Origin of the sequence: Amycolatopsis sp. NPDC006131 (assembly GCF_040614175.1) — a bacterium.
Classification (GTDB): domain Bacteria; phylum Actinomycetota; class Actinomycetes; order Mycobacteriales; family Pseudonocardiaceae; genus Amycolatopsis_E; species Amycolatopsis_E tucumanensis.
This window is the reverse complement of sequence record NZ_JBEXTX010000099.1, coordinates 1-21,234: the sequence shown is the minus strand read 5'-3', so window position 1 is coordinate 21,234 and position 21,234 is coordinate 1. Positions and strand designations below refer to the sequence as shown.

Annotated in this window: 24 protein-coding genes and 1 rRNA gene; 12 read left to right on the top strand and 13 right to left on the bottom strand. The window is 71.2% G+C overall.

Going from position 1 to position 21,234, the window contains the following annotated elements:
• Positions 1-74: 74 nt before the first annotated feature.
• Positions 75-1,442, bottom strand: a complete 1,368-nt coding sequence (locus ABZ215_RS34410) for a hypothetical protein (protein ID WP_354954511.1) — start codon at positions 1,440-1,442, stop codon at positions 75-77.
• A gap of 154 nt (positions 1,443-1,596) precedes the next feature.
• On the opposite strand from ABZ215_RS34410, the gene ABZ215_RS34405 reads away from it, so the two are divergent.
• Entirely contained in the window at positions 1,597-2,859 is a 1,263-nt protein-coding gene (locus ABZ215_RS34405; RefSeq protein ID WP_354712886.1) for a cytochrome P450, read from the top strand.
• 383 nt (positions 2,860-3,242) lie between these two features.
• Here the strand turns inward: ABZ215_RS34405 and ABZ215_RS34400 are convergent, their stop codons facing one another.
• Complete coding sequence (locus ABZ215_RS34400) at positions 3,243-4,184, bottom strand: sugar-binding domain-containing protein (protein ID WP_020421807.1); 942 nt, start codon at positions 4,182-4,184, stop codon at positions 3,243-3,245.
• A gap of 136 nt (positions 4,185-4,320) precedes the next feature.
• On the opposite strand from ABZ215_RS34400, the gene ABZ215_RS34395 reads away from it, so the two are divergent.
• From ABZ215_RS34395 to ABZ215_RS34380, 4 genes are read left to right on the top strand one after another with little or no spacing between them, the layout of a single operon-like run.
• The gene (locus tag ABZ215_RS34395) at positions 4,321-5,325 is read left to right on the top strand and encodes a zinc-dependent alcohol dehydrogenase family protein (protein ID WP_020421808.1); all 1,005 of its coding nucleotides are present in this window, start codon (positions 4,321-4,323) and stop codon (positions 5,323-5,325) included.
• Positions 5,318-6,658, top strand: a complete 1,341-nt coding sequence (locus ABZ215_RS34390) for a sugar ABC transporter substrate-binding protein (protein WP_020421809.1) — start codon at positions 5,318-5,320, stop codon at positions 6,656-6,658. The genes ABZ215_RS34395 and ABZ215_RS34390 overlap by 8 nt, the downstream gene beginning before the upstream one ends.
• Positions 6,655-7,590: a sugar ABC transporter permease gene (locus ABZ215_RS34385; RefSeq protein WP_237339939.1), complete on the top strand. Its 936-nt coding sequence runs from the start codon at positions 6,655-6,657 to the stop codon at positions 7,588-7,590. Before ABZ215_RS34390 ends, ABZ215_RS34385 begins: the two co-directional genes overlap by 4 nt.
• 5 nt (positions 7,591-7,595) lie before the next feature.
• Positions 7,596-8,411: a carbohydrate ABC transporter permease gene (locus tag ABZ215_RS34380; protein ID WP_027936423.1), complete on the top strand. Its 816-nt coding sequence runs from the start codon at positions 7,596-7,598 to the stop codon at positions 8,409-8,411.
• Here ABZ215_RS34380 and ABZ215_RS34375 read toward each other — a convergent pair whose 3' ends face one another.
• Together ABZ215_RS34375 and ABZ215_RS34370 are read right to left on the bottom strand one after the other, a co-directional pair.
• On the bottom strand, positions 8,412-8,603 hold the full coding sequence (locus ABZ215_RS34375; RefSeq protein ID WP_020421812.1) for a (4Fe-4S)-binding protein: 192 nt from the start codon (positions 8,601-8,603) through the stop codon (positions 8,412-8,414). It lies immediately after the preceding gene.
• 8 nt (positions 8,604-8,611) lie between these two features.
• Positions 8,612-9,796 carry a cytochrome P450 gene (locus ABZ215_RS34370; RefSeq protein ID WP_020421813.1) on the bottom strand — a complete coding sequence of 395 codons (1,185 nt, stop codon included), beginning with the start codon at positions 9,794-9,796 and terminating at the stop codon, positions 8,612-8,614.
• A gap of 132 nt (positions 9,797-9,928) precedes the next feature.
• Here ABZ215_RS34370 and ABZ215_RS34365 point away from each other — a divergent pair, with 132 nt between their 5' ends.
• Positions 9,929-10,561 (top strand): helix-turn-helix domain-containing protein, encoded by a 633-nt coding sequence (locus ABZ215_RS34365; protein ID WP_354954509.1) that lies wholly within the window; start codon positions 9,929-9,931, stop codon positions 10,559-10,561.
• Between the two features lie 11 nt (positions 10,562-10,572).
• On the top strand, positions 10,573-11,211 hold the full coding sequence (locus tag ABZ215_RS34360) for a GNAT family protein (RefSeq protein WP_354712888.1): 639 nt from the start codon (positions 10,573-10,575) through the stop codon (positions 11,209-11,211).
• Between the two features lie 48 nt (positions 11,212-11,259).
• On the opposite strand, the gene ABZ215_RS34355 is transcribed toward ABZ215_RS34360, so the two are convergent.
• The 5 genes from ABZ215_RS34355 to ABZ215_RS34335 form a co-directional block, all read right to left on the bottom strand.
• Positions 11,260-12,120 (bottom strand): aldehyde dehydrogenase family protein, encoded by an 861-nt coding sequence (locus ABZ215_RS34355; protein WP_237339938.1) that lies wholly within the window; start codon positions 12,118-12,120, stop codon positions 11,260-11,262.
• On the bottom strand, positions 12,113-13,546 hold the full coding sequence (locus tag ABZ215_RS34350; protein WP_237339937.1) for an aldehyde dehydrogenase family protein: 1,434 nt from the start codon (positions 13,544-13,546) through the stop codon (positions 12,113-12,115). Before ABZ215_RS34350 ends, ABZ215_RS34355 begins: the two co-directional genes overlap by 8 nt.
• Positions 13,546-14,499 carry a deoxyribose-phosphate aldolase gene (deoC, locus tag ABZ215_RS34345; protein ID WP_237339936.1) on the bottom strand — a complete coding sequence of 318 codons (954 nt, stop codon included), beginning with the start codon at positions 14,497-14,499 and terminating at the stop codon, positions 13,546-13,548. Before deoC ends, ABZ215_RS34350 begins: the two co-directional genes overlap by 1 nt.
• Positions 14,500-14,565: 66 nt before the next feature.
• Entirely contained in the window at positions 14,566-15,177 is a 612-nt protein-coding gene (locus ABZ215_RS34340; RefSeq protein WP_020421819.1) for a DUF1707 domain-containing protein, read from the bottom strand.
• Between the two features lie 68 nt (positions 15,178-15,245).
• Positions 15,246-15,656, bottom strand: coding sequence for a hypothetical protein (locus ABZ215_RS34335; RefSeq protein WP_354954507.1), 411 nt, complete (start codon positions 15,654-15,656; stop codon positions 15,246-15,248).
• A 36-nt stretch (positions 15,657-15,692) separates the two neighbouring features.
• Here ABZ215_RS34335 and upp point away from each other — a divergent pair, with 36 nt between their 5' ends.
• Positions 15,693-16,316, top strand: coding sequence for a uracil phosphoribosyltransferase (gene upp, locus ABZ215_RS34330; protein WP_020421821.1), 624 nt, complete (start codon positions 15,693-15,695; stop codon positions 16,314-16,316).
• Positions 16,306-16,908 carry a class I SAM-dependent methyltransferase gene (locus tag ABZ215_RS34325; protein WP_237339934.1) on the top strand — a complete coding sequence of 201 codons (603 nt, stop codon included), beginning with the start codon at positions 16,306-16,308 and terminating at the stop codon, positions 16,906-16,908. The genes upp and ABZ215_RS34325 overlap by 11 nt, the downstream gene beginning before the upstream one ends.
• Here ABZ215_RS34325 and ABZ215_RS34320 read toward each other — a convergent pair.
• Positions 16,869-17,474, bottom strand: coding sequence for a TetR/AcrR family transcriptional regulator (locus ABZ215_RS34320; RefSeq protein ID WP_020421823.1), 606 nt, complete (start codon positions 17,472-17,474; stop codon positions 16,869-16,871). The genes ABZ215_RS34325 and ABZ215_RS34320 overlap by 40 nt on opposite strands.
• Before the next feature lie 84 nt (positions 17,475-17,558).
• On the opposite strand from ABZ215_RS34320, the gene ABZ215_RS34315 reads away from it, so the two are divergent.
• The gene (locus ABZ215_RS34315; protein ID WP_237339933.1) at positions 17,559-17,963 is read left to right on the top strand and encodes a MerR family transcriptional regulator; all 405 of its coding nucleotides are present in this window, start codon (positions 17,559-17,561) and stop codon (positions 17,961-17,963) included.
• Positions 17,960-18,940: an aldo/keto reductase gene (locus tag ABZ215_RS34310; RefSeq protein WP_237339932.1), complete on the top strand. Its 981-nt coding sequence runs from the start codon at positions 17,960-17,962 to the stop codon at positions 18,938-18,940. Before ABZ215_RS34315 ends, ABZ215_RS34310 begins: the two co-directional genes overlap by 4 nt.
• 14 nt (positions 18,941-18,954) lie before the next feature.
• On the opposite strand, the gene ABZ215_RS34305 is transcribed toward ABZ215_RS34310, so the two are convergent.
• From ABZ215_RS34305 to ABZ215_RS34295, 3 genes are read right to left on the bottom strand one after another with little or no spacing between them, the layout of a single operon-like run.
• A complete protein-coding gene (locus ABZ215_RS34305) occupies positions 18,955-19,353 on the bottom strand; it encodes a hypothetical protein (protein ID WP_237339931.1) in 399 nt (132 codons plus the stop codon).
• 58 nt (positions 19,354-19,411) lie between these two features.
• Positions 19,412-19,864, bottom strand: coding sequence for a flavodoxin family protein (locus ABZ215_RS34300; protein WP_017986804.1), 453 nt, complete (start codon positions 19,862-19,864; stop codon positions 19,412-19,414).
• The gene (locus tag ABZ215_RS34295) at positions 19,849-20,697 is read right to left on the bottom strand and encodes a helix-turn-helix transcriptional regulator (protein WP_020421828.1); all 849 of its coding nucleotides are present in this window, start codon (positions 20,695-20,697) and stop codon (positions 19,849-19,851) included. Before ABZ215_RS34295 ends, ABZ215_RS34300 begins: the two co-directional genes overlap by 16 nt.
• Positions 20,698-21,162: 465 nt before the next feature.
• Here ABZ215_RS34295 and ABZ215_RS34290 point away from each other — a divergent pair.
• Positions 21,163-21,234 (top strand): 16S ribosomal RNA (locus ABZ215_RS34290); the annotation flags it as partial.

Sequence of the window (21,234 nt, the reverse complement as noted above, 5' to 3'; positions counted from 1 at the left end):
CGGCGCACTCCCCGCTGGTAGCCCGGCGCCCCGGTAGCTCCTCGCCGCGGGAAGTTGCGGCGAGGAGCTACCGGTCAACGCCGGTGCCGGGGGCCGGTGTCGGGCGGGCCGGGCTCGGGGGCGGCGGTTTCCGGGTAGCGCGGCAGGCCGGCGAAAGTGCCCTGCTGCTGCGGGACCGCGGGCTGTTGCGGCGGCGGGTCCTGGTCGGTCTGCGGGAACGGCTCCGGGTTGCGGCGGTACAGCGCCGGCGTCGGGGCCGTGGGCGCGACGTCCATCGGCGAGGCGACCTGCGCCTCCGCGGCGGCGTACGCGGGCTGCCGCCCGGGCGCGTAGGGCTGCGCCGGGGACGGGATCTCGGGGGCGGGCTGCGCCCCGGACGGCGTGTCCGTGCTCGCCCACGCCTGTGCCGCCGAGGGCACCTCCCCGGAGGCGGGTGACTGGCCTGCGGGCTGGACGTCCGCGGAGCCGTAAGCCGGCCGGGTCCCATCCGCGGCCGCGTAGCCGGACGTCACCGGCCTGCTCTCGCCGGAGGCCATCTCGCCCGAGGCGTAGCTGGGCTGCGCCGCGGCGGGCATCTCCCCAGAGGTGACGGCCGCCGGCCTGCTGTCACCCGAGGCATAGCCGGGCTGTGCTCCGGAGAGCATCTCCCCGGAGGCGAACGCCGCTGACCTGCTGTCGCCAGAGGCGTAACCGGATTGCGCTCCGGAGGGCATCTCGCCGGAGGCGAACGCCGTCGACCTGCTATCGCCGGTCTGCGCTGCGGCGGGCATCTCGCCGGAGGCGAACGTCGCCGACCTGCCATCGCCGGTCTGCGCCGCGGCGGGCATCTCCCCGGAGGTGTAGCTGGACTGAGCCGCGGCAGGCATGTCACCGGAGGCGAACATCGCCGACCTGCCATCCCCGTACTGAGCCCCGCCGGGCATCTCGCCGGAACCGTAAGCCGCTCCCGTCGAGCTGTGCGCCGGCTGGCTCTCCGCGGAATACGGCGAGGACATGTACGACGGCATCGGCACGTCGGCCGGCGTCTTGCTCACCGGCCGTCGCGGGTCGGGCATCGGCGCGGCTGCCTCCGGCCGCTGCCCCGCCGCGTCCATCGCGACCGCCGGTGGGCGCTCGACCTGCGGGTTCTGCCCGGGCAGGATGTCCATCGGCGACCCACCGCGCGGCGCGGGTGCCTGGTGACGTCCCTGGGCCACCTCGTCCTCGCCGGAGTAGCCGGCCAGCGGGTTCTTGGCGTTGCGCTTCGGCCCGCGGCGGGCCAGCCCCACGAGGCCGAACAGTCCCAGCAACCCCAGCAGCCCCCACAGCCCCTGCGGCATGTTCCTGAGCTGCTCCTGCGCGAGCACGGTTTCGGCCGGCGCGGCGTTCGCCACCGCCGGGCCGAACGGCAGGAGGACGCACACCGCGGCGGCGACCGTCCCGAGGCGGGCCCTGTCAGGCATTACGGCTCACTCCCCTGGTTGTCGTGACGCCACGATGTACCCGCCCCACCCGGGTCCAGACCAGACACCGACCTAGTGGGTGACCTGCACCACCTGCGCGAGTGACTTCTCTTGCGACGCCGGAATCGTCGGACTCCGCGTGTAATCTGCGGCCATGGGGCTTCGCGCACGTGTGGTTTCCTGGGTGGGCCGCCGTTACCTCGCCAGAGCGCAGAAAAAGGGCTTCGACCTCTCGGTCCTGCCTGATTCCGCGCTCATGCCGCTGCGCCGTGACGGCCTGGACCCCGTGCCCGAACTGGGCGCCACCAGGGCGGAGGCGCCGGTCAGCAAGTTGCCGCTGCCCTTCGGCATCACCGCGTGGCTGGTCACCGGGTACGGCGAGGCGAAGGAAGTGCTCGCCGCCACGGACAAGTTCAGCAACGACTACACCAACCTCGTCGGCAAGGCGGGGCTTTCCGCCGAGCAGAACCCCGGCGGGCTCGGGTTCGCGGACCCGCCGGACCACACGCGCCTGCGCAAGATGCTGACGCCGGAGTTCACGATGCGGCGGCTGAACCGCCTCACGCCCCGCATCGACGAGATCATCGCCGAGCAGCTGGACGCGATGGAGAAGGACGGCGGCACCGTCGACCTGATGCAGTCGTTCGCGCTGCCGATCCCGTCGCTGACGATCTGCGAACTGCTCGGCGTCTCCTATGAGGACCGTGACGACTTCCAGCGGCTGAGCACGGTCCGGTTCGACCTGTTCGCCGGTGCGGGCGCCTCGTTCGGGGCGATCTCGGAGTCACTGTCCTATTTGCTCGAAATCGTGAAGAAGCAGCGCGTCGAGCCCGGTGACGGCCTGCTCGGCATGCTGGTCAAGGAGCACGGCGACAACATCTCCGACCAGGAGCTGGCCGGTCTCGCCGACGGTGTGCTGACCGGCGGCCTGGAGACGACGGCGAGCATGCTGGCGCTGGGCGCGATCGTGCTGCTGCGCGACCGGCGGGCGTTCGAACTGGTGCGCGACTCCGACGACGCCGCGCGTGATTTCGTCGAGGAGCTGCTGCGGTACCTGACGGTGGTGCAGGTGGCGTTCCCGCGGTTCGCGCGCGAGGACGTCACGGTCGGCGGGCAGGAGATCGCCAAGGGCGACATCGTGTTCGTGTCGCTGAGCGGGGCCAACCGGGACGCCGTCCTCGGCGACGGCATGGAGTCCTTCGACCCCGCCCGCCCGGCGACGCAGCACCTGGCCTTCGGCTGGGGCGCGCACCGGTGCATCGGGGCGGAGCTGGCGCGCATGGAGCTGCGTGCCGCGTACCCGGCGCTGGTGCGGCGCTTCCCGGACCTGCGGCTGGACGTCGAGCCGGAGCAGTTGAGCTACCGGCGGACGTCGATCGTCTACGGCGTGGACACGCTGCCGGTGCGGGTGAAGTAGCGGTCCCGGGAGGCAGGTTCGCCGCCGCGAGTGGCGAACATGCCGGGGGAGCGGCCAACTCGCTGCCCGGAGGGGCGAACACGGCCGGGATGGCCGACACCTGCGGCCCCCGCGGCGGCTTGATCAGTGCCGGGAGCGAAGCCGGCCGTGACAACTGGGCGCCGTAGACGGCGAAATCTCCGCGCGGAAGGGCAACACGCTGCCGGGAATGGCCACCACGGCGCAGGGCCGGCGCGGCGCCGGGAGTGCCAAGACGCCGCCGGGAGCGGTCGGGACCGGGCATGGAACGGCCAACGCGGTGTCGCGAGTAGCCGCCATGGTGCCGGCCAGCACAGTGCCCGGGCGTGGCGGACCCGGCACCCCAGAGTGGGTGAAGTAGCCGGTCAGCCCTGGCGGAGGCGCAGCGCGCCTTCCGCGGCGGGCGTGTCCGTGATCAGCGTCGACACCAACCCCGACCGCAGCACGGCGTCGATGGCCTCCGCTTTCGGCGCCGTGTAGCCGAGGGCGATCACCTCGGGCACCTTCAGCAGCTCCGCCGTGTCGATCGCCAGCACGTGGTGCGCCAGCCCCGTCGACAGCGGCTTCCCCTCGCCGTCGAACAGCCGCGCCGCGACCTCCGCGCGAGCGCCCCGCGCGGTGATCGCCTCGCGTTCGGCCGGGGACACCGCGTCGTACACCGTCGACTCGCCGGGCAGCCACGCGCCGATGCTCACCACGGCCTTCGTCAGGCGCGGGAACTGCGCGAACGTCTCCGCGATCCCCGGCTGCCGCCGCAGGATCTCCGTCGTCCGGCGGTCCGGCAGCACCAGCGGCCCGTAGATCGGGTACGCGTCCCCGCCTGACACCTCCGCCACGTGCCGCACCGTCTCCACCGACCGGTCCCGCATGTCCATCCCGGCCTGCACCCCGCACAACTGCACGATCGGGCACTTCGGCAGCCGCCGCACCGCCGCCGCCATCGCGTTCACCGACCGCGCCCACGACAACCCGACCACGTCGTCCTCGGTGACCGTCTCCGACAGCAGCTGCGCCGCGAACGCCCCGATCTGCCGCCGCACCTGCGGACGCGGCCCCGTGCTCGCCGCTCGATTGAGCACGAACGCCTGCCGCAGCCCATACGCGGACCGCAGCTCGTCGGACAGCCGCACGTCGACCGGCGCCGGGGGAGCGAACTCCACTCGCACCAGGCCCTGCGACAACGCCGCGTCGATCAGCCGCGCCACCTTGAACCTGCTGATCCCGAAGTCGGCGGCGATTTCGATCTTGGAATGCCCCAGCACGTAGAACCGGTGCGCCACCAGCGTCGCGGTGAGCCCGTCCAGCATGCCAGTCTCGCTCATCTGAGCACTATAGCGCCAGCTCCGTTGACGAGAAACCACCAAAACCCCTCTAATGCATGACCAGACATGTGACCACAAAGTCGTGAGGCGCTCAGATGAGCGCAGGAAGAGGTGAGACGGCATGCGGGCCGCCATCGTCGATCAGCCGGGTTCCATCAGGGTCGGCGAGGTTCCCGATCCCACGCCGGGGGAGCGCGACGTCGTGATCAAGGTCGGCGCGTGCGGCATCTGCGGCACGGACCTGCACATCGCCGACGGCCACTTCCCCCCGACGCCCTACCCGATCGTCCCCGGCCACGAGTTCGCCGGCGAGATCGTCGAGATCGGCGAGAACGTCCCCGGCGGCTGGCAGGTCGGCGACCGCGTGGCCGTCGACCCGTCCCTGTTCTGCGGCTACTGCGACCCGTGCCGCGCCGGCCACGGCAACCTCTGCGAGAACTGGGGCGCCACCGGCGACACCGTCAACGGCGCCTTCGCCGAGTACGTCGCAGTCCCGGCGAGCACCTGCTACCGCCTGCCCGACCACCTGTCCTGGCAGGAGGGCGCCCTCGTCGAGCCGGTGTCCTGCGCCGTGCACGGCGTCCGGCGCATCGGGGTCGAGGCGGGCGAGCACTTCCTGGTCGTCGGCGCCGGGACGATGGGCCTGGTCATGCAGATGCTCCTGCAACGGGCCGGCGCGCGCGTCACGGTCGTCGACCGCAACGCGTCCCGCCTGCCGCGGGCGAAGGACCTCGGTGCGCACGCCGTCGCCACCGATGTGTCCGAACTGGACGGTGAGCGGTTCGACGCGGCGGCCGACTGCACCGGTGCGGCCCCGGCGATCGAGGCCGCGTTCGACGCGCTGCGCCGCGGCGGGCGTCTGCTCGTCTTCGGCGTCGCCCCGGCGGAGGCACGTGTCGCGCTTTCGCCGTTCCGGATCTACAACGACGAGATCACGGTGGTGGGATCGATGGCTGTTCTGCACTCCTACGGCGCCGCGCTGGACCTGGTGGCCTCCGGCGCGATCGACACGAAAGCCCTGCTGACCGACGCGTTGCCGCTGGAGCGGTTCCCGGACGCGCTGGACCTGATGCGCAGTGGTGCGGGTCTGAAGGTGCAGGTGCTGCCGGGGGCCACGGATGCGTAAGCGGCTGGCACTCCTCGCGGTCACCGCGCTGCTGACCCTGACCGGCTGCGCGGGCGCCGGCGCGCTCGGCGCGGGCGGCAACACCCTGGTCATCGCGATCGTGGCGAACCCGCAGATGAACGACGCCATTTCGCTGTCGCACGAGTTCGAGGCGGCGAACCCGGGCGTCAAGCTCAAGTTCGTGTCGCTGCCGGAGAACCAGGCGCGCGCGAAGATCACCGCCTCGACCGCGACCCAGGGCGGCGAGTTCGACGCGGTGATGATCAGCAACTACGAGACCCCGCAGTGGGCGGCCAACGGCTGGCTGGAGAACCTGCAGCCCTACATCGACGCCAGCCCCGGCTACGACCCGGCCGACTTCATCCCGAGCATCCGCGACTCGCTGTCCTACCAGGGCTCGATGTACGCGGTGCCGTTCTACGGCGAGTCGTCGTTCCTGGCCTACCGCAAGGACCTGTTCGAGCAGGCCGGGCTGACCATGCCGGAGCACCCGACGTGGCAGCAGATCGCCGACTTCGCCGCGAAGCTGGACAACCCACAAGCCGGTGTCGCCGGCATCTGCCTGCGCGGCAAGCCCGGCTGGGGCGAAAGCCTCGCGCCGTTCACCACGGTCGCCAACACCTTCGGCGCGCAGTGGTTCGACCAGGACTGGAACGCGAAGCTGGACACGCCGGAGTTCCGCGAGGCCGCGAACTTCTACGTGAACCTGGTTCGCGAGCACGGCGAGGTCGGCGCCTCCAGCGCCGGGTTCTCCGAGTGCGGCACGCGCTACGGCCAGGGCCAGGCCGCGATGTGGTACGACGCAACGGTCATGGCCGGGACGAACGAGGACCCGGAGTCGAGCAAGGTCGTCGGCAAGTCCGGCTACGTCGCCGCGCCGGTGGTGAAGACCGAGGCGAGTGGCTGGCTCTACACCTGGGCGCTGGCGATCCCGAAGGTCGGCAAGAACAAGCAGGACGCCTGGAAGTTCCTGCAGTGGATGACGAACAAGGAGTTCGTGCAGACCGTCGGCAAGACCTACGGCTGGAACCGGGTCCCGCCGGGCTGCCGGTTCTCCACCTACCGGATCCCCGAGTACGCCGAGGCCGCGAAGGCCTACGCCCAGCCGACGCTGGACGGCATCGACGCGGCCGACCAGCGCAAGGTGATGACGAAGCCGGTGCCCTACCCGGGCATCCAGTTCGTGGGCATCCCCGAGTTCCAGGACCTGGGCACCCGGGTCAGCCAGGAGCTCTCGGCCGCGATCGCCGGTCAGATCACCGTCGACGAGGCCATCGAGCAGTCGCAGGAGTACGCGCAGACCGTCGGCGATTCCTACCGGGAGACGAAATGACCGCCGTTGCGCCCACAGTCGCAAGTGGACAGAGAGTCGAAGCGAAACCGGAGAAGCGCAAGGGCACCGGAGCCTGGGCCCGCCGGGCGCCCCTGCTGCCCGCGCTGTTGTTCACCATCGTGGTGACCCAGATCCCGTTCATCCTGACGGTGGTCTACTCGTTCCAGTCGTGGAACCTCGTGCGGCCCGGCTCGCAGCACTTCGTCGGGTTCCAGAACTACGCCGACGTGTTCGCCGACTCGCAGTTCCGCGGCGCGATGCTCAACACGGTCGTCCTGACCGTGGTGTGCGTGTTCGTCGCGCTGCTGCTCGGGCTCGGCCTGGCGCTGCTGCTGGACCGCAAGTTCCTCGGCCGCGGCGTGGTGCGGACGCTGCTGATCACGCCGTTCCTCATCCTGCCCGCGGCGGGCGCGCTGCTGTGGAAGACGACGATGTTCGACCCGACCTACGGGCTGCTCAACTTCGTCTTCGGCGGCGAAACCGACTGGCTGTCGGAGTTCCCGCTCGCCTCGGTCATGGCGCAGGTCGTGTGGCAGTGGACGCCGTTCATGATGCTGCTGATCCTGGCCGGCCTGCAGAGCCAGCCGAAGGACGTGCTGGAGGCCGCGCAGGTCGACGGCGCGGGCCGGTGGCGGACGTTCGCGTCGATCACGCTGCCGCACCTGTCCCGGTACCTGCAGCTGTCGGTGCTGCTGGGCGCGATCTACATCGTGAACAGCTTCGACGCGATCTTCCTGATGACCCAGGGCGGTCCGGGCACCGCGAGCACGAACCTGCCGTACTACATCTACCAGCGCGCGTTCCAGGGCTTCGACATCGGCCAGTCCTCGGCGATGGGCGTCGTCGTGGTGGTACTGACGCTGATCGTCGCGACCTTCGCGCTGCGCCTGATGTTCCGCGCGTTCGACGTGAGCAAGGGGGTCGTGAAGTGAGCACCCTGCGCAGGCGGCTCGGTCCCGCCTCACTGACCACCGCGACCTGGGTGGTCGCGATCCTCTTCGTGTTCCCGCTGATCTGGATGGTGCTGACCGCCTTCAAGCAGGAGGCCGACGCCTACACCGATCCGCCGCGGATCGCGTTCACCCCGACACTGGACCAGTTCGCCAGCATCTTCGAGCGCGGGTTCCTGCCCTACCTCGGCAACTCGGCGTTCGTGACGATCCTGTCCACGCTGATCGTGCTGCTCCTGGGCGTCCCGGCGGCGTACGCGCTGTCGCTCGCCCCGGTGCCCAAGACCAGCAACGTGCTCGGGTTCTTCCTGTCCACGAAGATGCTGCCGGTCGTGGCCGCGATCATCCCGCTGTACGTGATCTCGCAGCGCACGCAGCTGCTGGACAACGTGTGGGCGCTGGTCATCCTCTACACGGCGATGAACCTGCCGCTGGCGATCTGGATGATGCGCTCGTTCTTCCTCGAGGTGCCCACCGAGATGATCGAGGCCGGGCGCGTCGACGGGGCGAACCTCCCGACACTGCTGTACCGGGTGATCCTGCCCGTGGTCGCGCCCGGCATCGCGGCGACCGCGTTGATCTGCGTCATCTTTTCGTGGACCGAGTTCTTCTACGCGGTCAACCTGACGGCGGCGCGGGCCGGCACGGTGCCGGTGTTCCTCGTCGGCTTCATCACCAGCGAGGGCCTGTACTGGGCGCAGCTGTCCGCGGCCGCGCTGCTGGCCTCGCTGCCGGTGATGATCGTCGGGTGGATCGCGCAGAACCACCTGGTCCGCGGTCTGTCGATGGGCGCGGTGAAGTAGCTACTCCTGCAGGGACAGCGCCATGGCGGGGCACAGCTTGACCGCCTCGCGGGCGCTGTCCACCTGCCCGCCCTCGGGGTTTTCGACCAGTACCACGACCGTGCCGTCGTCGTCCTGGTCGAACACCTCCGGTTCGGTCAGCACGCACTGGCCCGCGCCGATGCAGAGATCGGTGTCCGCGACGATGCGCATGGCTCCTCCTACCAGGTCACCGGGAACTCGTGAATACCGTAGACGCTCGCGTCGTCCTTGAACGGCAGGGAGTCCAGCGGCACGGCGGGCCGCAGTCCGGGGATCCGCCGGAACAGCGTGTCGAACACGATCTGCAGCTCCATCCGCGCGAGGTTCTGGCCGAGGCACTGGTGCGCGCCGAAGCCGAACGCGAGGTGGTGCCGCGCGCCGCGCTCGATGTCCAGCTCCTCGGGGTGGTCGAACGCGTCCGGGTCGCGGTTCGCGAGGTTGCTCAGCGGCACCACGCCCTCACCTGCCTTGATGAGCACCCCGCCGAGCTCGACGTCCTCCACCGCCACACGGGACACCGCGAACTCCGCGATCGTGAAGTACCGCAGCAGTTCCTCGACCGCGGGCAGCGTCTTCGACGGGTCCTCCTGGATCTTCCGGATGTCCTCCGGGCGCTCCAGGAACGCCATGGTGCCCAGCGAGATCATGTTCGCCGTGGTCTCGTGCCCGGCGACGAGCAGCAGGAACGCCAGGCTGACCAGCTCTTCGCGGTCGTCCTGCTTGTCGAGCTGGCGGCTCAGCAGGTCGTCGGCCGGTTCCTGCGCCTTCCGCTCGATCAGCTCGCCCAGGTAGTCGCGCAGCGCGTCGATCGACGCCTTGCGCTCCTCAGGCGGCGTGACCCGGCTGAGCAGGCGGGACGAGTGCAGCTGGAAGAACTCGTGGTCGGCGTACGGGACACCGAGCTGCTCGCAGATGACCAGTGACGGCACCGGCAGGGAGAGCGCTTTCACCAGGTCGGCAGGCTTGGGGCCGGCGAGCATCGCGTCGATGTGCTGGTCGACGATCTCCTGGATGCGCGGGCGCAGCGCCTCCATCCGCCGCACCGTGAACTCGCCGACCACCTTGCGCCGCGCCGGGCCGTGCTCCGGCGGGTCCATCCCGATCAGCGACGCGCGGAACCCGGTGTTGATCCGCTGTCCCTTGATCAGCAGCGGGAAGTTCGGGTTGCGCCGGTCGGAGCTGAACCGCGGGTCGGTCAGCATCGCCCGGATGTCCTCGTGCCGGGTGATCGCCCACGCCGTCTCGCCGCTGGGCAGCGTCACCCGCTGGATCGGCGCCTCGTCCCGCAGTCGGCGGTGCTCATCCGGCGGCGCGTACGGGCAGCCGCGGGTGATGGGCAGTGTGGCGGGAAGCTGAGCGGTCACGGTGTTTGCACCCCAATCCGGACAAAATGTGGAAGGATGTCGTCCACTTATCGCCAACCTACTGATGTGGAAGTTTTTCGTCCACCTACGTTCGGGTGAGAGAATCTCGCGGGGGTGACGGAGAGGAACGACATGACGGCTTCGGAAACGCGGCTGCGCGCGGACGCCCAGCGCAACCGCGACCAGATCGTCGCCGCCGCCCGCCAGGTGTTCGCCGCAGCGGGCCCGGACGTGCCGATGGAGGAGATCGCGCGCGCCGCCGGAGTCGGCGTCGGCACGCTCTACCGGCGCTTCCCCGACCGGGAGGCCCTCATCCGGGCGGTCGCGCGGGAGAGCTTCGCGCAGGTACTCGCCGACGCACGGGAAGCGGCGGCCGAGGAGCCGACGGCGTTCGACGCGCTGGTGCGGGTCATCGGGCGGTCGCACCAGCTGCAGGCCAGCGTCCAGCTGGCGCTGGTTTCCGAGCGGGCGAGGGAAATCCTCAAACGCGACCCGGAAACCGCCGCCTCCCGCGACGCGCTGCTGGCCGAGCTGGACGCGATCGTGCAGGCGGCGCAGGCCGAGGGATTGGTCCGCGCCGACGTCGGGACCGGCGACGTCGCCATCCTGTTTTCGCTGGTGCTGCGACAGCCGCCGGCGGTGGACGACCCCGCGCTGCTGGCTTTCGAACGTGCCGCGGCCCTCATGCTCGACGGGCTGCGGTCGAGTTCCGCTAGCCCGTTGCCGGGCCGCCCGATCACCGGTGAGGACCTCCGGATTTCTTGACGGGTACCGGTATGGTGCTCGCGATGGTGATGCCTCCGCCCCGTCTCGACCTGGCGCGCTACCGCGCCCCGGTCTGGGCCGGCGTGCCCGCGCGCGCCGGGCGGAAGGTGCGGCTGCGGGTGATCACGCCTGCCGATCAGCGCAGGCTGGCCGGTTTCGACCGGGAGGCCGCGGACACCCGCCGCGTCGGGGAGTACCGGCACTGGGCGGCGCACCGCGCCGAAGCCGACTTCCACTTCGCGATCGAGACCCTGCGCGGCGGTCTCGTGGTGGGCTCGCTGTCGGCGACCGAGGCGGATTCGCCGGACCGGTTCAGCTACGGCATCGGGATCGGGCCGCAGCACCGGCGGTGCGGTTACGCGGGCGACGCGGTGATCACGTTGCTGCGCTTCATGTTCGGCGAGCGCGGCTACCGGAAGTGCGAGGTCAGCATCTACGGCGGCAACGTGGCGTCGCTGTCGATGCACGCCGGGCTCGGCTTCCGCGAGGAGGGCCGCGTCCGCGACACCGAGCTGTCCCGCGACGGCGTGAAGTACCTGGTGCTGATGGGCATCACGGACACCGAGTTCGCGGAGATCCACCCGGACTTCCCGGCTCCCAGTTCGCGGGGACGGCACTGGCGCCCCCGCGGACGGCACCGCGACCGCTAGTCCGGCCGCGCGACCGCCGGACCGCCCGGCAGCCACGCGGCCGCGTCCCTAGACACCCATCGGGTGCCAGACGGTCTTCGCCTCCAGGTAGCGCCGCAGCCGGGCGATGTCCGGGCGCTGCGTCCAGTCCGGCTCCTCCGCGGGCACGGCCAGCACGCGCTTCACCGTCCCGGCTGCCTCGCGGGCCAGTTCCGCGCGGTCCTCGGCGCCCGTCGGGTCCAGCGCGTTCACGTCGCCGTGCGAGGCCAGCCACGGGCCGAGCTCCGCGGCGCGCCCGGTGAGGATGTTCGCCACCCCGCCGGGCAGGTCGGACGTCGCCAGCACCTCGGACAACGTGATCGCGGGCAGCGGCCGCTCCGCGCTGCTCACCACGACCGCCGTGCAGCCGGTCGCCAGCGCCGGCGCCAGCACGCTCACCAGCCCGAGCAGCGACGACTTCTGCGGCGCGAGGATCCCGACCACCCCGGTCGGCTCCGGCACGGTGAACGAGAAGTACGGCCCGGCGACCGGGTTCGCCGCGCCCAGCACGCTCGCCACCTTGTCCGTCCACCCCGCGTACCAGACCCAGCGGTCGATCGCGGCGTCCACGACCGCCTCGGCGCGCCGCCCGGACAGCCCCTCGGCGGCCCCGACCTCGGCGACGAACTGGTCGCGGCGCCCCTCCAGCACCTCCGCGACCCGGTACAGCACCTGCCCGCGGTTGTAGGCGGTCGCGCCCGACCAGCCGGGGAACGCCTTGCGCGCGGCCACCACCGCGTCCCGCACGTCCTTGCGCGAGGCGTGCGCGGCGTTGGCGAGGAAGTTGCCCTTGCTGTCGGTCACCGGGTACACCCGGCCGGACTCCGAGCGCGGGAACTTGCCGCCGATGAACAGCTTGTACGTCTTCGCGACGCTCACCCGCTCAGACATCCAGGTATCCCTCCAGACCGGTGCGGCCACCCTCGCGGCCGAAGCCCGACTCCTGGTAGCCGCCGAACGGCGCCGCCGGGTCGAAGCGGTTGAACGTGTTGGCCCAGACCACGCCGGCGCGCAGCCGGTTCGCCGTCCACAGGATCCGCGAGCCCTTCTCGCTCCAGATCCCGGCGGACAGCCCGTAGGGCGTGTTGTTGGCCTTCGCGACCGCCTCGTCCGGCGTGCGGAAGGTGAGCACCGACAGCACCGGCCCGAAGATCTCCTCGCGCGCGATCCGCATCGACTGGTGCACGCCGGAGAACACGGTGGGCGCGAAGAAGAACCCGCGGTCGGGCACCGGGCACGGGCTGGTCCACCGCTGCGCGCCCTCGGCCTCGCCGGAGTCGGCCAGCTCGCGGATCTTGGTCAGCTGCTCGGCCGAGTTGATCGCGCCGACGTCGGTGTTCTTGTCCAGCGGGTCGCCCAGCCGCAGCGTCGTGATGCGGTGCCGCAGCTTGTCCAGCAGCTCCTCGGCGACCGACTCCTGCGCGAGCAGGCGCGAACCGGCGCAGCACACGTGGCCCTGGTTGAAGAAAATGCCGTTGACGATGCCCTCGACGGCCTGGTCCAGCGGCGCGTCGTCGAAGACCACGTTCGCCGCCTTCCCGCCCAGCTCCAGCGTGAGCCGCTTGGGCGTGCCCGCGACCTGGCGCTGGATCTGCTTGCCGACCTCGGTCGACCCGGTGAACGCGATCTTGTCGATGCCCGGGTGCCCGACCAGCCGCGCGCCGACGTCGCCGGCGCCCGGCAGGATGTTCACCACCCCCGGCGGCAGCCCGGCCTGCTGGCAGATCTCGCCGAACACCAGCGCGGTGAGCGGCGTCGTCTCGGCCGGCTTGAGCACCACGGTGTTGCCGGTGGCCAGCGCGGGCGCGATCTTCCACGCCAGCATCAGCAGCGGGAAGTTCCACGGGATGATCTGCCCGGCGACGCCCAGCGGCTTCGGGTCCGGCCCGTATCCCGCGTAGTCGAGCTTGTCGGCCCAGCCCGCGTGGTAGAAGAAGTGCGCGGCGACCAGCGGCAGGTCCGAGTCGCGGGACTCCTTGATCGGCTTGCCGTTGTCCAGCGTCTCCAGCACCGCCAGCTCACGCGAGCGTTCCTGGATCAGCCGCGCGATGCGGAACAGGTACTTCGCGCGCTCGCTGCCCGGCATCGGGCCCCAGGTCTTCTCGAACGCCTTGCGCGCGGCCTTCACCGCGGTGTCGATGTCGGCGGCGCTCGCCGTGGAGACCTCGGCCAGGACCTCCTCGGTCGCCGGGTTGACGGTCTTGAGCGGTTCGCCGCCGCCGTCGACGAACTCGCCGTCGATGAACGGCCGGTAGCTCGGCTTGAGGTTCGCCAGGTCGCGCGACTCGGGCGCCGGCGCGTACTCGAAGGCAGGCATCAGTCCACCGCCACGTAGTCGGGGCCGCTGTAGTGGCCGTCGTGCTGGGTGCGCCGCTGCAGCAGCAGGTCGTTGAGCAGGCTGGACGCGCCGAAGCGGAACAGCTCCGGGGTGAGCCACTGCTCGCCCGCGACCTCGTGCACGGCGACGAGGTACTTGATCGCGTCCTTGGTGGTGCGGATGCCGCCGGCCGGCTTGACGCCGCGCAGCTCGCCGGTGGTGGTGAACCAGTCGCGGACGGCCTGCAGCATCACGTGCGTGACGGGCAGCGTCGCGGCGGGGGAGACCTTGCCGGTGGAGGTCTTGATGAAGTCGCCGCCAGCCAGCAGGGCCAGCCAGGAGGCGCGGCGCACGTTGTCGTAGGTGACCAGCTCGCCGGTCTCGAGGATGACCTTCAGGTGCGCGTTCCCGCAGGCGGCCTTGATCGCCTGGATCTCCTCGAACACCTCGCCGTAGCGGCCTTCGAGGAACGCGCCCCGGTCGATCACCATGTCGACTTCGGTGGCGCCGGACTCCACGGCCAGCGCCACGTCGGCGAGCTTCACCTGCCGGGACGACCGCCCCGAGGGGAAGGCCGTGGCGACGCTCGCGACGCCGATGCCGGTGCCCTTGAGCCCGTCGACGGCCGTCGCGACGAGGTCCGGGTACACGCACACCGCGGCGACCTGCGGCGTGTCCGGCCGCTCCGGGTCGGGGCGGCGGGCCTTCGCGGTCAGCGCGCGGACCTTGCCGTGCGTGTCGGCGCCCTCGAGCGTGGTCAGGTCGACCATCGAGATCGCGGTGTCGATGGCCCAGAGCTTGCTGGACTTCTTGATGCTGCGGGTCGCCAGGGCGGTGGCCCGGGCCTCGACCCCGACCTGGTCCACACCGGGCAGGCCGTGCAGGAAGCGCCGGAGGCTCGCGTCGTCGCGGATGGCGTCGGCGAGAGCGGCCGGCAGGGTGGGTGCGCTCACCCGCCCAGGCTAGCTGGGCTACCGCGGGAGTGGCCGCACATCCTCCGCGCCCCGGTCCGCCGGTGGTCAGCCCTCGATCTGCCCCTGACCCTTCCGCGGTTTGCGCACGACCGTGACCGCGCCCCAGAACGCGAGCCCGGTGACCTTGACGACCGGCGCGCCCGGCGGCGGGGGCTCGGTGGACGCGCCGCCGCGGTCCTGGCTCTCGAACGCGCCCATGAAACCGACGCCGGTGACCTCGACGATGATGTCGTCGGGCACCACGATGTCGATGCCGCCCATGATCGCGACGGCGGTGATGGTGGTGTGCCGTTCGCTGAACCGGGCGCTGCGCAGGTCCATCTCGACGCCGCCCCAGAACGCGACGCTGGTGTGGTCCGGCGGCACGGTCCACGGGCCCTTGCGGGTGACGCCGGACATGACGGCGACGGAGGTCTTCGAGCCGGGCACCCCGCCGATGCGGTTGTCCGGGGTGAGCGCCCGCGGCGCGGCGGGCTGCACGGCGGCCGGCGAGACCCCCGGCAGGTCCGCGACCGGCGGCTCCAGTTCGGCGAGCGTCTTGGCGGCGTACACGGTGTCGAGCCGCTCTTCCAGTTCCTGCACGGTGATCCGCCCCTCGGCGAGCGCGTTGTGCAGGATCTGCGCGACCCGTTCCCGGTCCGCGTCGGAGGCCCGCATCGGCGGGCGCTCGGGAGTCCCAGGCTGTTCCACCGCGCGAGCCTATCGGGGTCCACGCGGTTTCCGGGTCACCTTCCGGAGACTGTTCCGTCCGCGCCGACGATCACGTCCACGTGCGCGACGTGCTGCGTGCACGGCCCGGAACCGAAGCTCGCGACGTGCACCGGAACGCTCCCGCCCGCGCCCAGCGCTTCGCGGCCGTCGGCGGTCAGCAGCCGGACGGTGACGTCGCCGTGGCCGGCCTCGAACCGTTGCGCGCGCGTGCTGCCGAGGTCCGGCGCCACGACCCCGCCGGCCGGCGTCGCCCGCGCCGTCGAGCACGTGCCGGACTGGCACAACCGCAGTTCCACCAACGCAACGTCCGGCACCGCGGGCAGCACCACGCGGGACGGCGCGGTGTAACCGATCGCGGGACACGCGACCGGAGCGCACGCGGCCAGCGCGCTGCCGATTCCCAGCACCGCGACCACGGTGCGCATCCGGACCACCCCCGTTGTCGGCTACCGTGACGCTCCATGGACGTGCTTGTCGTCGATCATCCGCTGGCCAAGGCCAGGCTGTCGACCATGCGTGACGCCCGCACGGACAGCGCGGCCTTCCGGGCGGCCCTGCACGAGCTGACCGTCATGCTGATCTACGAGGCCACCCGCGAGGCGCCGGTGCGCACCGAGCGCATCCACACGCCCGTCGCCCGCACCGACGCGTACCGCCTCGCGAACCCGCCGCTGCTGGTGCCCGTCCTGCGTGCCGGGCTGGGCATGGCCGACCAGGCGCACAAGCTGATCCCCGAGGCGCAGATGGGTTTCGTCGGCCTGGCGCGCGACGAGGAGACCCTCCAGCCGACCCCGTACATGGAGTCGCTGCCCGACGACCTGTCCGACCGCCCGGTGTTCGTCCTCGACCCGATGCTCGCCACCGGCGGCTCGATGGAGTACACGATCCGGCTGCTGACCGGCCGCGGCGCCACCGACGTCACCGCGATCTGCGCACTCGCCGCCCCGGAGGGGATCAAGCACCTGGAGGACAGCGGCCTGCCGGTCCGCGTGGTCACCGCGAGCGTCGACGAACGGCTCAACGACTCCGGCTTCATCGTCCCCGGCCTCGGCGACGCGGGTGATCGTCAGTACGGTGCCCGCTGACCCGTACTGGAACAGCAACGTCGCCCGGCATCCGGAGGTCCTGCGCGCCGTGCCGGACGGCTGCGTGGAGGCGCTGGACGTCGGCTGCGGCGAGGGGCTGCTCGCGCGGAAGCTGATGAGCAGGGCGAAGCGGGTCACCGGGATCGACTGCTCGCCGGAGATGATCGCCCGCGCCCGCGAACAGGCCGGCGGTCCGCGGTTCGTCGAGGGCGACTTCCTCGCCGCGGACCTCCCTGCCGGGCACTACGACTTCGTCTGCTCGGTCACCGCGATCCACCACATGGAGTTCGAGCCGGCGCTGGCCCGCATGCGGGACCTGCTGCGCCCGGGCGGCACGCTCGTCGTCGTCGGCCTGGCGCGCGAGGCGACCCTGGCGGACTGGGCGATCTGGGCCGCGGCCACGCCGGTCGTGCGGATCACCAAGGTGCTGCGCCGGGCGAGCGTCCCGACGGGCATGCCGACCCTCAAACCGGCGATGAGCTACCGCGAGGTCCGGGAGGCGGCCCGGCGGCTCCTGCCCGGCGTGCGCTACCGGCGCCACGTGCTCCGCCGCTATTCGCTGACCTGGGTCAAGCGCCACCCGTCCGCGTGAGCGCGCAGCGCCGTCTCGTAGGAGGCGGCCACGTCGAAGTCCCGCGGCAGGTTCCCGTTCAGCTCCAGCGACACCAGCCCGTGCACGATGCCCCACGCGCTCACCGCGATCACCTCGGGCGCGACCGCCCGGAACGCCCCGGCGGAGATCGCCGCGCGCACGGTGTCGACCAGCGGCGCGAGCGAGTCCCGCGCGGTCCGCGCGGCCTCCGCGCCGGGCTCGAACCCGGGCAGGGCCTTGGTGAACATGATCGAGTACAGGTGCGGGTCGGCCAGCGCGCTCTCCCGGTAGGCCAGCCCCAGCCGCACGAAGTCCTCCACCGGGTCGCCCGAGCGCGAGACGCCCCGCAACCGCGCCCCGAACCGCCGGAACCCCTCCAGGTAGACGGCGTTGACCAGCTCGGGCTTGCCGCCGAACAGCGAGTACACCGCGGTGGTCGAGGTGCCCACGTCCGCGGCGAGCTTGCGCAGGCTGAGCGCCTTCGGCCCGTCCGCCGACAGCAGTTCGCCGGCCCGGTCGAGCAGTTTCAGCCGGAGTGCTTCGTCGTGGGTCCGGGGTCGCGGCATGCCCCCAGGCTATCGCGACACCGTTATCGTTCCCCTGCTTCCGGAGTTGACCTGGAGTGCACTCCAGGTCGTAGTGTCGGCAGCATGAGCTACTCGATAGCGGAAGCCGCACGTCGCAGCGGGCTGTCGATCGACACCCTCCGCTACTACGAGCGCATCAAGCTCCTCGACCCGCCCGCCAGGGACGCCGCGGGCAGGCGGGCCTACTCCGACGCCGACCTCGCGTGGCTGGAGTTCCTCACCAAGCTCCGCACCACGGGCATGCCGATCAAGATGATGCGGGAGTACGCGCAGCTGCGCGGCGCCGGTGACGCCAGCGCCGGCCGCCGCCGCGCGATCCTGCTCGAACAGCGCCGCTCGGTCGCCGAGCGCATCGCCGAACTCCAGGCCTGCATGGACGTCCTGAATTACAAGATCGAGAACTACGACCGCATCTGCGCCCGTGTCCCGGGCGCGGCCGGCGTGGTCCGGGAGGAGATCTCCGCGTGATCGGCACCAGGAAGCTGGGCGAGCTGGAGGTCGGCGCGCAGGGCCTCGGCTGCATGGGCATGAGCCAGGCCTACGGGGTGCGCGACGACGACGCGGAGTCCATCGCGACGATCCACCGCGCGCTCGAGCTGGGCGTGACGCTGCTGGACACCGCGGACGTGTACGGCCAGGGGGCCAACGAGGAGCTGGTCGGCCGCGCGATCGCGGGCAAACGGGACCAGGTCGTGCTGGCCACCAAGTTCGGCATCGTGCTGGGCGCGGAGGGGCAGCAGGTGCGCGGCGACGCGGCCTACGTTCGCCAGTGCGCCGAGGACTCGCTGCGCCGCCTCGGCGTCGACCACATCGACCTCTACTACCAGCACCGGGTCGACCCGGCCGTCCCGGTCGAGGAGACCTGGGGCGCGCTGTCCGAGCTGGTCGCCGAGGGCAAGGTCCGCCACCTGGGCATCTCCGAGGCGTCCGCGGACACGATCCGCAGGGCGCACGCCGTCCACCCGGTGACGGCCCTGCAGAGCGAATGGAGCCTGTGGACCCGCGGGATCGAGGACGAGGTCGTGCCCACGTGCCGCGAGCTGGGCATCGGGATCGTGCCGTTCTCGCCGCTCGGCCGCGGGTTCCTGACCGGCAGCATCACCAAGGTGGAGGAGCTGCCGTCCGACGACATGCGCCGCAACCTGCCGCGCTTCGCCGAGGGCAACCTGGACCGGAACCTGCGCATCGTCGAGGCGCTGCGGAAGCTGGCGGCGGAGAAGGGCGTGACCGCCGGCCAGCTGGCGCTGGCCTGGGTTCAGAGCCGGGGCGCGGACGTCGTCCCCATTCCCGGCACGAAGCGCCGCAAGTACCTGGAGGAGAACGTGGCCGCGGCCGCGCTCGAACTGTCCGAAGCGGACATCCGGAGCATCGAGGCGGCCGTTCCCGCGGAGGCCGTGGCGGGGGAGCGCTACCCGGCGGCCCTGGCCCGCAACGTCGGCAAGTGAGGCCGGTGGCCTGATCAGGCCACCGCCACCCCGACCGCCGTCGTGATCATCGCGGCGGCGAGCAGCACCGCGCCGCTGACGGTGACGCCGTGCGCGAGCGGCTTCCGGTCCGGCAGCAGGTTGAGGAACATCCCGCCGGACTGCGCGAGGATGCCGACCAGCAGCAGGACGGAGACCACCCACTGGCCGGCCGCGCCGAGCCCGCCCGCGGCGACGAGTTGCAGGGTGATCAGCGCCAGCACGAGCAGCACACCGGCGTGCGCGTGCCCGGCGCGGAAGTACGCCCGCTGCTCGTCGGTGAGCTTGCGCTTGCGCAGCAGGCCGAGCAGCGAGTAGCCGCCGAACATCACCGTCGGCAGCGAGACCAGCGCGATCACGGTGAACAGCTGGGTGGGACCGGACAGGGCGATCATCGCGAGCTTCCTCTCTGGGAGCGTTCCACGACAATCGTAACAGCGTTACGTAACGACGTTATTCCATCAGTCCGGCAGCGACCGTCGCGCCCAGCTCCCAGCAGCGTTCGAGGTCCGCCTTCGACGGTTCGCCGGTGACCGTGACGATCTCCGCCGCCTTCTCCCACCCGAGGCCCGTGGTGATCGACTCGATGCCGCGGACCGTCCCGGAGACGTCGCTGCCGCCGTGCACGTAACACCCGAACGGGCGGCCGCGCGTGGAGTCCAGGCACGGGTAGTAGACCTGGTCGAAGAAGTGCTTGAGCGCGCCCGACATGTACCCGAGGTTGGCCGTGGTGCCGAGCAGGTAGCCGTCCGCGTCGAGCACGTCGGTGGCGGTGGCCGCGAGAGCCGCCCGCCGCACGACGGTGACCCCCTCGATCTCGTCGGTGGTCGCGCCCGCGACCACGGCTTCGAACATGGCCTGCAGGTTCGGCGAGGGCGTGTGGTGCACGATCAGCAAGGTGGGCACGCCTGAGGAGCGTGCCGTGGCCGGTGCGCCGGTGCAAGCGCGCCGGGGGTGCCGAGCAGCCGCAACGCCTCCTGGCCGGCGCTGCCGGGCGCGGCGGTGTAGAGGATGACCCGCTGGTCGCGGTCGGGGACGAGCAGCACCTCGCACTCGACCTCGAACTCGCCGGTCCGCGGGTGCCGCAGGACCTTCGTCCGGCTGCGCCGCACGATCACGTCGTGCCGGGACCACAGCTCGCGGAACTCGGCGCTGCCCTCCCGCAGGTCCTCGATCAGCTCGTGGATCCCCGGGTCGTCCGGGTACTTAGCGGCGGCCGCGCGGAGTTCGACGGCGAAGTGCTCGCCCGGGTCCGGGTAGCGGCTCCCGCCGGAGTGGAGGAACCGGTCGCGCGCGAGGTTGCGCTCGCGGGGTGACAACTCGGCGAGGTCGCCGAAGACGACGGCGGCCAGGGGGTTCCACGCCAGCACCTCGTACTTCACGTCGACGACCAGCGCCGCCGCCTCGTCCAGGTGGTCCAGGAGGTGCCGGACCCCGGACGGCACGTCCGCGGAGGGGCCGGCCGGGTCGGGTTGTTCCCCGGCGAGGTGGAACAGGTGCGCGCGTTCTTCGTCGGAGAGCCGCAGCGCCCGCGCGACACCGGAGAGGACGTCCCGCGGTGGCTGCGGACTGCGGGCCTGTTCCAGGCGCGTGTAGTAGTCGGTCGAGATTCCGGCGAGGTTCGCGACCTCCTCCCGCCGCAGGCCGGGCGCGCGCCTTCGCGGTCCGGCCGGCAGCCCGACGTCGGCGGGCCGCAACCGGTCGCGCCGGGTCCGCAGGAATGCCGCGAGTTCTCGCATGTCCCCAGTGTCCGGATCTTGGTCGAGCGGCCTCCGGGGAACCGCCCGATCGCGCCGTGGGCGGGCCGTCGCGGCGCCTTTCCGGGCAGAAAGGGCACTTGATCAGCGCTTTTACCGTTAAGGGACCCCCCTGTTCGAGCCCCATTTCGGGGCATGTAATCTTCTCTTCGTCGCCAGGGAGACCGGGCCGGCGGGGAAGAAAAGCCCCAAGGGAACGGGATCCGGGCGGGGGGTCACGAACCAAGCTCCCACCGATGGTGGTAGAGTGGGTGACTGCCGCCGGACGAAACCACAGCGAAATTGGAGTCGCGAGACTTCGCGCGCTGGTGGGGTCGTCGGGTGACACAACAAAACGTGTTGTTTGAGAACTCAACAGTGTATTGATGAGCTAAAGCCAGTTGATTAGCTAGAACCCTTTGTGGGTTCCTTTGAGGCTATGAAAATAGCCGGATCGATTTTCTAGCATTGTTGGAGAGTTTGATCCTGGCTCAGGACGAACGCTGGCGGCGTGCTTAACACATGCAAGTCGAACGCTGA